Annotated in this window: 10 protein-coding genes; 6 read left to right on the top strand and 4 right to left on the bottom strand. The window is 69.4% G+C overall.

The genetic code is table 11. The features are described 5' to 3' along the window. Positions 1-27 precede the first annotated feature (27 nt). Positions 28-1,623, bottom strand: a complete 1,596-nt coding sequence (locus E1B00_RS10225; RefSeq protein WP_139448387.1) for a GMC family oxidoreductase — start codon at positions 1,621-1,623, stop codon at positions 28-30. A 175-nt stretch (positions 1,624-1,798) separates the two neighbouring features. Between E1B00_RS10225 and E1B00_RS10220 the strand changes: the two genes are divergently transcribed. From E1B00_RS10220 to E1B00_RS10205, 4 genes are all read left to right on the top strand, one after another. Next, positions 1,799-3,133, top strand: a complete 1,335-nt coding sequence (locus tag E1B00_RS10220) for an NTP/NDP exchange transporter (protein ID WP_139448385.1) — start codon at positions 1,799-1,801, stop codon at positions 3,131-3,133. A gap of 103 nt (positions 3,134-3,236) precedes the next feature. Next, positions 3,237-4,346 (top strand): S-(hydroxymethyl)glutathione dehydrogenase/class III alcohol dehydrogenase, encoded by a 1,110-nt coding sequence (locus E1B00_RS10215; RefSeq protein WP_139448963.1) that lies wholly within the window; start codon positions 3,237-3,239, stop codon positions 4,344-4,346. Further along, entirely contained in the window at positions 4,346-5,185 is an 840-nt protein-coding gene (gene fghA, locus E1B00_RS10210; RefSeq protein WP_281280699.1) for an S-formylglutathione hydrolase, read from the top strand. Before E1B00_RS10215 ends, fghA begins: the two co-directional genes overlap by 1 nt. A 12-nt stretch (positions 5,186-5,197) precedes the next feature. Further along, on the top strand, positions 5,198-5,548 hold the full coding sequence (locus tag E1B00_RS10205; protein WP_220396269.1) for a DUF1304 domain-containing protein: 351 nt from the start codon (positions 5,198-5,200) through the stop codon (positions 5,546-5,548). 4 nt (positions 5,549-5,552) lie between these two features. Here the strand turns inward: E1B00_RS10205 and E1B00_RS10200 are convergent, their stop codons facing one another. Genes E1B00_RS10200 through E1B00_RS10190 form a run of 3 tightly spaced genes read right to left on the bottom strand, consistent with a single transcriptional unit; the run spans position 5,553 to position 9,446 of the window. Beyond that, on the bottom strand, positions 5,553-6,023 hold the full coding sequence (locus E1B00_RS10200) for a hotdog fold domain-containing protein (RefSeq protein ID WP_139448383.1): 471 nt from the start codon (positions 6,021-6,023) through the stop codon (positions 5,553-5,555). A 55-nt stretch (positions 6,024-6,078) separates the two neighbouring features. After that, positions 6,079-8,550, bottom strand: a complete 2,472-nt coding sequence (locus E1B00_RS10195) for an acyl-CoA dehydrogenase (RefSeq protein ID WP_139448382.1) — start codon at positions 8,548-8,550, stop codon at positions 6,079-6,081. Further along, positions 8,547-9,446, bottom strand: a complete 900-nt coding sequence (locus E1B00_RS10190) for an alpha/beta fold hydrolase (RefSeq protein WP_139448380.1) — start codon at positions 9,444-9,446, stop codon at positions 8,547-8,549. Before E1B00_RS10190 ends, E1B00_RS10195 begins: the two co-directional genes overlap by 4 nt. A 124-nt stretch (positions 9,447-9,570) precedes the next feature. Here E1B00_RS10190 and E1B00_RS10185 point away from each other — a divergent pair, with 124 nt between their 5' ends. Together E1B00_RS10185 and E1B00_RS10180 are read left to right on the top strand one after the other, a co-directional pair. Next, positions 9,571-10,155: a TetR/AcrR family transcriptional regulator gene (locus E1B00_RS10185; protein WP_139448378.1), complete on the top strand. Its 585-nt coding sequence runs from the start codon at positions 9,571-9,573 to the stop codon at positions 10,153-10,155. Positions 10,156-10,284: 129 nt separating this feature from the next. Continuing rightward, positions 10,285-12,033 (top strand): phosphoenolpyruvate carboxykinase (GTP), encoded by a 1,749-nt coding sequence (locus E1B00_RS10180; RefSeq protein WP_139448376.1) that lies wholly within the window; start codon positions 10,285-10,287, stop codon positions 12,031-12,033. Positions 12,034-12,117 lie beyond the last annotated feature (84 nt).

Below are 12,117 nucleotides of genomic sequence, written 5' to 3'. Positions count from 1 at the left end.
GATAAATGCACTCTGACCCCGGATTTTTCAGGCGGCGCGGCCGCGGATCAGGTCGGCGGCGCGTTCGGCGATCATCATGGTCGGGGCATTGGTATTGCCGCCGATCAGGCGCGGCATCACCGAGGCGTCCACCACGCGCAGGGCGCCGATGCCCTTTACGCGCAGCTGCGGGTCGACCACAGTGTCCGGGTCGTCGGCGCGGCCCATGCGGCAGGTGCCGACCGGGTGGTAGATGGATTCGGCCTTGCGGCGGATGAAGGCGACGATGTCGGCCTCGTCCTGGACCTTGGCGCCGGGCAGGATCTCTTCGCCGCGGAACGGCGCGAATGCCGGCTGGGCCAGGATCTCGCGCGACAGGCGCACGGCTTCCACCATCACCTTCAGGTCGTAGCCCTCCGGGTCGTTGAGGTAGCCGGCCTCGATGCGCGGCTTGTCCGCGGCGCTGGCGCTGGCCAGGTACAGCCGGCCGCGGCTGCGCGGGCGCAGACCGCAGGCGTGCAGGGTGTAGCCGTTGCCGGGCAGACGGTTGCGGCCGTGGTCGTCGAGCTGGGCCGGCACGAAGTGGAACTGCATGTCCGGCCGCTCGTCCTCGGCCAGTGCGCTGCGCAGGAAGCCGCCGGCTTCGGCGATGTTGCTGCTGCCCGGGCCCTTGCGGCCGCCCAGGTAGTACTGCAGCGCGACCAGGGTGTCGCTGAGCTTGTCGTAGCTCAGGCCCTGGGTGCAGCGCTGCAGGGTGCAGATGTCCAGGTGGTCCTGCAGGTTGCCGCCCACGCCCGGCAGGTCGGCGACCACGTCGATGCCGTGCTGGCGCAGGTGCGCGGCCGGGCCGATGCCCGAGAGCATCAGCAGCTGCGGCGAATTGATCGCACCGCCGCACAGGATCACTTCGCGCGAAGCGCCTTCGCAGAACGCGCCCTTGCCGGCGACCGAATAGACCACGCCGGTGGCGCGGCCGTGCTCGACGGTGATGCGGTTGGCGCTGGCGCGGGTGATGACCGTGAGGTTCGGGCGCTTGCGCACCGGCTTGAGGTAGGCGGCGGCGCTGGAGCTGCGGGCGCCGTCGCGGGTGGTGGTCTGGTACCAGCCGAAGCCGTCCTGGCGCGGGCCGTTGAAGTCGTCGGTGCCCGGATGGCCGGCCTGGACGGCGGCTTCCACGAAGGCTTCCGAAAGCGGGTTCCTGTGGCGCGGGTCGGAGACGCCGAGCGGGCCATCGCCGCCGTGGAGTTCGCTGCCGCCGCGTTCATTGCCTTCGCTGCGGAGGAAGTAGGGCAGCACATTGTCCCAGTGCCAGCCTTCGGCGCCCATCTGCGCCCACTCGTCGTAGTCGCGGGCGTGGCCGCGGATGTAGCACATGGCGTTGATCGAGCTGGAGCCGCCCAGCACCTTGCCGCGCGGCCACCACAGCAGGCGGCCGTCGAGCTGGGGCTCGGGCGCGGTGCTGTAGTCCCAGTTCACGCCCTTCTGGCCCACCAGCTTGGAAAGCCCGGCCGGCATGTGGATGAAGGGGTGCCAGTCGCTGGGACCGGCCTCGAGCAGGAGGACGCGGCATTCCGGGTCTTCGCTCAGGCGGTTGGCCATCACGCAGCCCGCGGAGCCCGCACCCACGATGATGTAGTCGTACACGCGTTCTTCTTCTTTCGAGGTCGGGCCGAGGCTAGGCCCCCGTTCTAGAGCAAACACTCGGGGCACCGGTACAGTATTGGCAACTGGGACGGGGATCACTAACCCAGCGTTCCGGTGGCGGGCTGGCGGGTCTCGGCCGGGTTGGCTATGGTGCCGGCACTCACAGGGAACCCGGATGACCCAGGGCAAGGATACCGCCGGCCGCTTCGACCACCTGCGCGGCGCGCTGCGGGAGTTCCCGCCGCTGATCTGGTCCTTCCTGTACTTCTTCTTCCTGCTGACCGGCTACTACGTGCTGCGGCCGGTTCGCGATGCGATGGGGGCCTCGGGCGACATCGAGGCCGTGTTCCCGCGGGCGCTGGTGGACTGGGCCTCGGCGCGCGGCTGGGTGCTGGGCGACCTGACCCTGCAGCTGTTGTTCACCGGCACCTTCATCGCGATGGTGCTGCTGCAGCCGGCTTACGGCGCGCTGGTCAGCCGCTATCCGCGGCGGGTGTTCCTGCCGGTGCTGTATGCGATCTTCATCGCCTGCCTGTTCGGGTTCTACGTCGTCTTCGGCAAGGAGATCCCGGGGCGCGGCGCGGCGTTCTTCATCTGGGTGGCGGTGTTCAACCTGTTCGCGGTGTCGGTGTTCTGGTCGTTCATGGCGGACATCTACAGCGACATCGAAGCGCGCCGGTTATACGGTTTCATCGCGGCCGGCGGCACCGCCGGCGGGTTCCTGGGCCCGCTGATCACGCGCGCGCTGGTGCACCAGATCGGCGTACCCAACCTGCTGCTGGTGTCGGCCAGTCTGCTGGCGGTGTGCGTATTCTGCATCCTGCGGCTGGGCCGCTGGGCCCGGCTTCGCGAACAGTCGCGCGGACAGACCGGCGGCGAGCAGGCGATGGGCGGCAGCATGCTGGCCGGTCTGCGGTTGCTGCGCGACGTGCCGCTGCTTCGGGCGATGGCGGTGCTGATGTTCTTCGGCGTCGGCGTCGGCACCCTGCTGTACAACGAGCAGGCGGCGATCGCCCGCCTGTACTACCCGGGCGACGAGGCGCGGACCGCGTATTACGCCAACATCGACCTGGCGATCAACCTGCTCACCATCGTCGTGCAGGTGTTCCTGACCCGGCCGCTGCTGGTGCGCTTCGGCGTGGGGCCCGTGCTGCTGCTGCCGGCGGTGGCGATCCTGGTCGGATTCGCGGCCCTGACGGCGTCGCCGCTGCCGCTGCTGGTCGCCGCGGTGCAGATCGCGACGCGCGCGGGCGAGTTCTCGCTGTCCAAGCCGGCCCGCGAAACCATCTACACCCGCGTGGACCGCGAGACCCGCTACAAGGCCAAGGCCGTGATCGACACCGCGGTATACCGCGGCGGCGACCTGTTCTTCGTCTGGGCGCACAAGTTCCTGGCGGCGTTCGGCTCGGCTGCGGTGTTCGCGACCGGGCTGGCCGTGGCGGGTGCCATGACCTTCGGCGCCTGGCGCCTGATCCGCGAGCAGGCCAGGCTGCCCTCGCGGCCGGACTGACGTCGGGACGTCGGTCGAATCCGGGCGCGATCTTCGCGCCTTCGCGACCCGGGCGGTGGCGCGGCGCGTTACCCTGTACGCCTGTCTTCGCAGGAGCCGCCGCATGAAGGTCAAAGCCGCCGTCGCGCTGGAAGCGGGCAAGCCGCTGAGCATCGAAACCGTCGACCTGGAGGGCCCGCGCTTCGGCGAGGTGCTGGTCGAGATCAAGGCCACGGGCGTCTGCCACACCGACGAGTTCACGCTGTCGGGCGCCGATCCCGAAGGTCTTTTCCCGGCGATCCTGGGCCACGAGGGCGCGGGCGTCGTCGTCGATGTCGGTCCGGGCGTGACCACGCTCAAGAAGGGCGACCACGTCATCCCGCTGTACACGCCCGAATGCCGGCAATGCGAGTACTGCCTCAACCCCAAGACCAACCTCTGCCAGTCGATCCGCAGCACCCAGGGCCAGGGCCTGATGCCCGACGGCAGCAGCCGCTTCTCGCTCGACGGCCGGCCGGTGCTGCACTACATGGGCACGTCCACCTTCGCGAACTACACCGTGGTGCCCGAGATCGCGCTGGCCAAGATCCGTGAGGACGCGCCCTTCGACAAGGTCTGCTACATCGGCTGCGGCGTCACCACCGGCATCGGCGCGGTGATCTACACGGCGAAGGCGGAGGTGGGCTGCAGGGCGGTGGTGTTCGGCCTGGGCGGCATCGGCCTGAACGTGATCCAGGGCCTGCGCCTGGCCGGGGCCGACATGATCGTCGGCGTGGACCTCAATCCCGCGCGCGAACCCATGGCGCGCAAGTTCGGCATGACGCACTTCGTCAACCCGGCCGACGTCGAGGGCGATCTGGTGCCCTACCTGGTGTCCCTGACCAAGGGCGGCGCCGACTACACCTTCGAATGCATCGGCAACGTCAAGGTGATGCGCCAGGCGCTGGAGTGCGCGCACAAGGGCTGGGGCACCAGCATCATCATCGGCGTGGCGCCGGCCGGCGCCGAGATCAGCACGCGGCCGTTCCAGCTGGTGACGGGCCGCAACTGGCGCGGCAGCGCCTTCGGCGGCGCCCGCGGCCGCACCGACGTGCCCAAGATCGTCGACTGGTACATGGACGGCAAGATCGACATCGACTCGCTGATCACCCACACGATGCCGCTGGAGAGGATCAACGACGCCTTCGACCTGATGCACCGCGGCGAGTCCATCCGCAGCGTGGTCGTCTACTGATGTCCATCGAACTCACCAGCGAGCATGGCTGCTTCGGCGGCGTGCAGGGCTTCTACCGGATGGCCTCGGCGGCCTGCGGCGGGCCGATGCGCTTCGCCGTGTTCCAGCCGCCGCAGGCGCGCGGGGGCCGGGTGCCGGTGCTGTATTTCCTGGCCGGACTGACCTGCAGCGAAGAGACCGCCACGATCAAGGCGGGCGCCCAGCGGGTCGCGGCCGAGCTGGGGCTGATGCTGGTGATGCCCGACACCAGCCCACGCGACACCGGCTTCGAAGGCGCCACGGGCGACTGGGAGTTCGGCGAGGCGGCGGGTTTCTATCTCGACGCCACCCAGGCGCCGTGGTCGGCCCGCTTCCGGATGGAGCGCCACGTCGTGCACGAGCTGCCCGCCGTGCTCACCGACCATTTCCCGGCCGATCCGTCGCGCTGCGGCATCTTCGGCCACTCCATGGGCGGGCACGGCGCGCTGACGCTGGCGCTGCGCCACCCGGACCGCTACCGCAGCCTGTCGGCGTTCGCGCCGATCGTCGCGCCCAGCCAGGTGCCCTGGGGCCAGAAGGCGTTCGCGCGCTACCTGGGCGACCACCACCGCGCCTGGGCCGAACATGATGCCTGCGAGCTGGTGCGGCGCCGGCCCTTCGGCGGTCCGATCCTGGTCGACCAGGGCCTGGACGACAAATTCCTGGCCACGCAGCTGCAGCCCGAGCGGTTCGAAGCCGCCTGCGCCGAGGCCGGCCAGGCCCTGACCCTGCGCCGGCACGCCGGCTACGATCACGGCTACTATTTCGTCGCCAGCTTCATCGAGGACCACCTGCGGCACCACGCCGCGCAGCTGGCCTGACCGGGGAACGCCATGTCCATGCTCGCGATCGTGCTCACCGCCTTCGTCGCCCTGCTGCACCTGGGCTTCCTGGTGCTGGAGATGTTCTTCTGGACCAAGCCGCTGGGCCGCAAGGTGTTCCGGCTCGACCCGCAGGTGGCCCGCGATTCGGCCAAGCTGGCGATGAACCAGGGCCTCTACAACGGCTTCCTCGCCGCCGGCCTGGCCTGGGGCCTGTGGCTGGGCGACAAGGGCATCTGCCTTTTCTTCCTGGGCTGCGTGGTGGTCGCCGGCCTGTTCGGCGCGGCGACGGTCAAGCGCTCGATCCTCTACGTGCAGGCGCTGCCGGCCATTGCGGCGGCGGTGGCGATGCACTACTTCTGAAGGATCACTTCTTCGGGCTGAGCCACATCGTGATGACCGCATTGAACACGCGCTCGCCCGCCGGATCGAACACGTCCACGTTCACCGGCAGCTCGTAACCGGCCGCCGCGCTGACGATCGGGACCGCCGGCGTGGCGACGCCGCGCTGGGTGCCGACGGCCTTCTTCAGGTACTGGACGGTCATGCCCTTGGGAATCCAGCGCATGTCCTTGGGCAGCGAGGCGTCGGTCATCACGCCCGCGCACAGCTCGGCCAGGTTGCACAACGCGATCGCGTGCACGGTGCCGATGTGGTTGTGCACGCTCCGGCGGTCGGGGATGGTCGCCTCGCAGCGGCCGTTCTCCAGCACCTGGAAGGTCGGCTTCACCGTGCCGAAGTAGGGCGCCTTGAAGCACACGGCGCGGCTGAACAGCCAGCGGCCGCCCGGGTAGCGCAGGAACTTTCGGTACATCCGCAGCAGCGGCGTGTCGGACATGGCGTGCTCCGGGCAGATGGGCGCGGGCGGCGTGGCGCCGCCCGCGCGTCGGACCTCAGGCCGCGCGGTGCTGCGCGGCCGGCTGGCCGCGGTGCAGCGAGGCGGCCACGAGATCGGCGGGGTCGAAATCGTCCACGGTGATCGCGTCCCAGGTCAGCGTGCGCAGCTCTTCGAGCTGGGTCTTCTCCTCGGCGGTGATCCAGCCCTCGGCCACGCCCTCGGCCAGCTGCGAGGCGAAGTCCAGGGCCTCGATGTCGCTGTTCTTAAGCGCCTTGAGGAACTTGCGCTCCACCGGCTCGGCCAGGATCACCTTCGGCAGGTAGCTGTTGATGCGGCCGGCCGGGTTGTTCTCGCAGGGCGTCAGGAAGGTGCCCGAGGCCAGACGGTCGCGCGCGTCCGACGGCGACATCAGCAGCGCCGCGGCGCGGCGACCCAGGCGGTCCGACGGTGCCTGCGCGCGGCGGCCCCACGGGAACACCAGCATCCACAGCAGCCAGCCCACCGGGCGGATCGGGAAGTTGCGCAGCGCGCCCGACAGCGCCAGTTCGATCTTGTGCGCCGAGTCGTGGAAGGCGTAGGCCAGCAGCGGCTGCTCCGCGGCCGGACGGCCCTCGTCCTCGTAACGCTTCAGCATCGCGCTGGAGATGTAGAGCTGGCTCAGCACGTCGCCCAGCCGGCCGGAGAGCTTCTCCTTGAACTTGAGCTTGCCGCCGAGCAGCAGCATCGAGGTGTCGGCCACCAGCGCCAGGTTGGCGGAGTAGCGGTTGAGCTTGCGGTAGTAGCGTCGGGTGTAGGCGTCGCCCGGCGCCTTGCCGATGCGCGCCGCGGTCAGGCCCAGGATCCAGCTGCGCACCGCGTTGGAGATCGCGAAGCCGATGTGGCCGAACAGGTTGGCGTCGAACTCGCGCAGGCGCACTTCCGGATCCGGATGCTGCGCGGCCTGCATCTCCTTCAGGACCCAGGGATGGCAGCGGATGGCGCCCTGGCCGAAGATCATCAGGGAGCGGGTCATGATGTTGGCGCCCTCGACCGTGATCGAGATCGGTGCCGCCTGCCAGCCGCGGCCCAGGTAGTTCATCGGGCCCAGGATCACGCCCTTGCCGCCGTGGATGTCCATGGCGTCCTTGGCGACTTCGCGCGCCATTTCGGTGGCGTGGTACTTGGCGATGGCCGAGGGTACGGCCGGCTTCTCGCCGCGGTCGACGGCGGCGGCGGTGGACTGCGACAGCGCCGCGGCGGCGTAGGCGTTGCCGGCGATGCGGGCCAAGGCTTCCTCGACACCTTCGAAGCGGCCGATGGACAGGCCGAACTGCTTGCGGATGCGCGCGTAGGCGCCGGTGACGACGGCGGCGAGCTTGGAGGCGCCGGCCGAGGTGGAGGGGAGGGTGATCGCGCGGCCCACGCTCAGGCACTCGACCAGCATGCGCCAGCCCTGGCCGACGTAGTCTTCGCCGCCGATCAGCTGGCTCAGCGGCAGGAAGATTTCCTTGCCGCGCACCGGGCCGTTCTGGAAGGCGCAGTTGAGCGGGAAGTGGCGGCGGCCGATTTCCAGGCCGGCGGTGTCGCGCGGGATCAGGGCCAGGGTGATGCCGCGGTCGGCTTCCTCGCCCAGCAGCTTGTTCGGGTCGTACAGGCGGAAGGCCAGGCCGATCACGGTCGCGACCGGGGCCAGCGTGATGTAGCGCTTGTCGAAGGTCAGCTTGACGCCGAGCACGCGGGCGCCGTTCCAGTCGCCTTCGGTGACGATGCCGTAGTCCGGAATGGACGTGGCATCGGAGCCTGCGGTCGGGCCGGTCAGGGCGAAACACGGCACTTCGCGGCCGTCGGCCAGGCGCGGCAGGTAGTGCTTCTTCTGCTCGTCGGTGCCGTAGTGCAGCAGCAGTTCGGCCGGGCCCAGCGAGTTGGGCACGCCGACGGTGGAGCTGAGCGTGGCCGAGATCGAGGCCAGCTTCTGGATCACCTTGTGGTGGGCGAGGGCGCTGAAGCCCAGGCCGCCGTATTCCTTCGGGATGATCATGCCGAAGAACTTCTGCTTCTTCAGGTAATCCCAAAGTTCCGGCGGCAGGTCGTTGCGGACATGGGTGATGTCCCAGTCATTGGTCATGCGGCAGGCCTGTTCGACCGGGCCGTCGAGGAAGGCCTGCTCTTCGGCGGTCAGTTCGGGCTTGGGCTGCGCCAGCAGATCGGCCCACTTCGGCATGCCGGAGAACAGCTCGCCCTCGAAACCGACGGTGCCGGCTTCCAGCGCGGTCTTCTCGGTGGCCGACAGCGGCGGCAGGATCTTGGTGTAGAACTTGAGCAGCGGCGCGGTGATCGCCGACTGGCGCAGCGGCGTGATCAGCAGCGGCAGCGCGAACAGGGCCAGCAGCACGCCGGCGACGACGGTCGCGGTGACGTTGGCGCCGGCCAGGCCGACCGCCACCAGCAGCGTGGCCGAGAGCGCGGTGAACACCACCAGGCTGAGCCGGTGGTAGGCCACCACGAGGGTCGCCAGCAGCAGGGCGAGGAAGGGGGCGAGGATGCTCATCGTGGATCTCCGGGGGCGGCCGTGGGGGCCGCGGACAGGTCGGACAGGAAATGCAGCAGGGTGCCGGTGAAGGCGTCGTTGTCGTCGCCGGCCACCATATGCGTGGCCTGCGGCAGTTGTACGTGACGCGCGTGGGGCGCCAGCTCTAGAAAATGGGCGACGGTGCGGTCGGTGACCAGGTCGCTGCGGCCGCCGCTGACCAGCAGCACCGGCACGTCGAGGCGCCGGCAGGCCTCGTCGAGCACGTCGTGCAGGCCGTGGGTGTCGGGGATGAACTCGCTCAGCAGGCGCGGGTCCCAGTGCCAGGCCAGGCGGCCGTCGGTGCGGGCCACGAGCAGGTGGGCGAGCTGGGCCGGCGTCTTCCTTTCGCGCCGGTGCGGCAGGTAGGCGGCGATCTGTTCGGCCGCGTGCTCGTAGGACTCGAAGCCGTCCGGATGCGCATTCATGAAACCGAGGATGCGCTCGACGCCGGAGGCTTCCCAGCGCGGCGTGATGTCCACCAGCACCAGGGCCGAGAACAGCGGCTGTCGGGCCTGGGCCATCAGGCCGGTCAGGCCGCCCATCGAGGCTCCGACCAGGACCGGGCGCGTGCCGGCGGCCGCCGCGGCGGTCCCGACGTCGGCCACGAACTGTTCGCCGGCGTAACGCGAGTCCGCCGGGTTGCGGTCGGACTGGCCGTGGCCGCGCAGGTCCCAGGCCAGGCTGGCGTGGCCGGCGGCGGCAAGCCGCTGCTGTGTCGCGGCCCAGGCCTGGCGGGTCTGGCCGAAGCCATGGGCCAGCAGGATGCCCGGGCCGACGCCCTGGAACCGGTCCGCCGCCAGTCGCAGGCCGTCGGTCGCGGTCAGCGATTCGGAGCGGGCGCCAGGCACGGGGAGTTCTTGGGCGTGGATGACCATACGGCCGAGTATTGAACGTCGCCCCCGGGCCTGTCAATACCAGCCCGTATGGTGCATGATGCGCCGAACCGGCCGCGCCCGCGGCTTACCGGCCCCGCCTTCAGCCAGTAGACTTGCCGACCGTATGGTAGCCCCCGCCCCCAAAGTCGAACGTCCGTCCCGCCTGAGCGCGGAAGATTGGGCCCTGGCCGCGCTCGACGTGATCGCCGAGCAGGGTCTGGCCGCCGTGGCGGTCGAGCCGCTGGCCCGCCGCCTGGGCGTGACCAAAGGCAGCTTCTACTGGCATTTCCCCTCCCGCGAGGCGCTGCTGGTCGCCGCGCTCGAGCGCTGGGAGGTGATGGAGCAGGAAACCGTCTTCGGCCAGCTCGAGGCCATCTCCGACCCGCGCGCGCGCCTGAAGGCGCTGTTCCAGCTGGTCGCGCACGAGCTCAAGCCGCACATCATCTATTCCGAGCTGCTCAAGGCACTGGACCATCCGGTGGTGCAGCCGGTGCTGCACCGCGTGTCGCAGCGGCGCCTGGATTACCTCACGGCCAGTTTCCGCCAGGCCGGCCTGCCGCGCCTGGACGCGCAGAACCGCGCCCGCCTTACCTATGCCGCCTATGTCGGCTTCCTGCAGCTCTCGCTCCAGCTCGGCCAGCCGCGTCTTCATCACGATGAATTCGAGGCCTACGTCGGCCACGTGATGACCACGCTGATCCCGGTCTGAACCCGAGGGCCTGTCCCGGCGGGACAGGGCCCCGGGGGAGCCGTTAGAATACGCAGGCACTGGCTGGCGCTGAATCCGCGCGCCGCCCTCCGATTTCCCCTTAGATGGCCCCGCCCGGAGCCCTTCCTCATGTCCAGCAAACTCGCCGCCCTCAACGACTGGGTCGCTTCGGTCGCCAAACTCACCCAGCCCGACGCCATCCACTGGTGCGACGGCTCCGACGCCGAAAATGCGAAGCTCACCGAGCTGATGCTGTCTACCGGCGATCTGGTCAAGCTCAACGAGCAGACCCACCCGAACTGCTACCTGCACCGTTCCAGCCCGTCCGACGTGGCGCGTGTCGAGCACCTGACCTTCGTCTGCACGTCGAAGCAGGAAGACGCCGGCCCGAACAACCACTGGATGGCGCCGGCCGAGGCGCACGCGAAGATCGACGCGCTGTATGCGGGCTGCATGCGCGGCCGCACGATGTACGTGGTGCCCTACTGCATGGGCCCGATCGATTCGCCGCTGGCGCGCTGCGGCGTCGAGATCACCGATTCGCCGTACGTGGTCGCCAACATGCGCATCATGACGCGCATGGGCGCCGCGGCGCAGGCGCGCATCGAGCGCGAGGGCTCCTTCGTGAAGGGCCTGCACTCGATCGGCCAGCTCGATCCCGAGCGCCGTTTCATCATGCATTTCCCGGAAGAGCTCACCATCAAGTCCTTCGGCTCGGGCTACGGCGGCAATGCGCTGCTGGGCAAGAAGTGCCATGCGCTGCGCATCGCCAGCTACCAGGCGCGCACCGAGGGCTGGCTGGCCGAGCACATGCTGATCGTCGGCATCGAGAACCCGAAGGGCGAGACGCACTACGTCGCCGCCGCGTTCCCGAGCGCCTGCGGCAAGACCAACCTGGCGATGTTGATCCCGCCGGAAGGCTACCGCCGTGACGGCTGGAAGGTGTGGACGGTCGGCGACGACATCTGCTGGATGCGACCGGGTGCCGACGGCCGCATGTACGCGATCAACCCGGAAGCCGGCTATTTCGGTGTGGCGCCAGGCACCAGCGCCAAGACCAACCCGAACGCCCTGGCAATGCTGTACAAGGACGCGATCTTCACCAACGTCGGCGTCACTGCCGACAACCAGCCCTGGTGGGAAGGCCTGCCGGAAGGCACGCCTGCGAAGGACTGGCAGGGCCGCCCCTACGACAAGGCCGTCAGCCCGGCCGCGCACCCGAACTCGCGCTTCACCGTCAGCGCGAAGAACTGCCCCAGCTATACCGCGAAGGCGGAAGATCCTCAGGGCGTGCCGCTGAGCGCGATCGTGTTCGGCGGCCGGCGCGAGTCGCTGGTGCCGCTGGTGTTCGAAGCCCGCGACTGGACCCACGGCGTGCTGGTCGGCGCCTCGATGGCCTCGGAAACCACCGCCGCCGCCACCGGCGCGGTCGGCGTGGTGCGCCGCGACTCGATGGCGATGAAGCCCTTCGCCGGCTACAACTTCGCCGACTACTTCGCGCACTGGCTGTCGTTCGACAAGCCGGGTGCGCAGCTGCCGAAGATCTTCCACGTCAACTGGTTCCGCAAGAACGACCAGGGCAAGTTCATGTGGCCCGGCTTCGGCGACAACCTGCGCGTGCTCGAGTGGATGCTCAAGCGAGTCACCGGCCAGGCCGGCGCCATCGAGACCCCGGTGGGCAACCTGCCCAAGCCGTCCGACCTCAACACCGACGGCCTGGGCCTGGATGCCGCCACGCTCGAGCAGCTGCTCACGATCGACCGTGCCGGCTGGAAGGCCGAAATGGAGAGCATCGGCGAATACCTCGACAGCTATGGCGAGCGCACCCCGCACGTGCTCAAGGCCGAACGCGCCAAGATCGCCGCGCAGCTCGCTTAAGCGGCCGCGCCGCCACGGTAAATACGGGTCGGCCTCGCCGGCCCGTTTTTTTTCGCCCCCTTTCACGTCATCGCGCGTCGCGGC

Origin of the sequence: Arenimonas terrae (assembly GCF_006265115.1) — a bacterium.
GTDB lineage: Bacteria > Pseudomonadota > Gammaproteobacteria > Xanthomonadales > Xanthomonadaceae > Arenimonas > Arenimonas terrae.
The sequence above is the reverse complement of the archived record's forward strand: the minus strand, read 5'-3'. Positions and strand labels throughout refer to the sequence as shown.

Coding starts and splice junctions, on each gene's coding strand:
- E1B00_RS10190 (WP_139448380.1), bottom strand. CDS start 9,446: ATGGTCATCCACGCCCAAGAACTCCCCGTGCCTGGCGCCCGCTCCGAA.
- E1B00_RS10185 (WP_139448378.1), top strand. CDS start 9,571: ATGGTAGCCCCCGCCCCCAAAGTCGAACGTCCGTCCCGCCTGAGCGCG.
- E1B00_RS10205 (WP_220396269.1), top strand. CDS start 5,198: ATGTCCATGCTCGCGATCGTGCTCACCGCCTTCGTCGCCCTGCTGCAC.
- E1B00_RS10220 (WP_139448385.1), top strand. CDS start 1,799: ATGACCCAGGGCAAGGATACCGCCGGCCGCTTCGACCACCTGCGCGGC.
- E1B00_RS10180 (WP_139448376.1), top strand. CDS start 10,285: ATGTCCAGCAAACTCGCCGCCCTCAACGACTGGGTCGCTTCGGTCGCC.
- fghA (WP_281280699.1), top strand. CDS start 4,346: ATGTCCATCGAACTCACCAGCGAGCATGGCTGCTTCGGCGGCGTGCAG.
- E1B00_RS10200 (WP_139448383.1), bottom strand. CDS start 6,023: ATGTCCGACACGCCGCTGCTGCGGATGTACCGAAAGTTCCTGCGCTAC.
- E1B00_RS10195 (WP_139448382.1), bottom strand. CDS start 8,550: ATGAGCATCCTCGCCCCCTTCCTCGCCCTGCTGCTGGCGACCCTCGTG.
- E1B00_RS10215 (WP_139448963.1), top strand. CDS start 3,237: ATGAAGGTCAAAGCCGCCGTCGCGCTGGAAGCGGGCAAGCCGCTGAGC.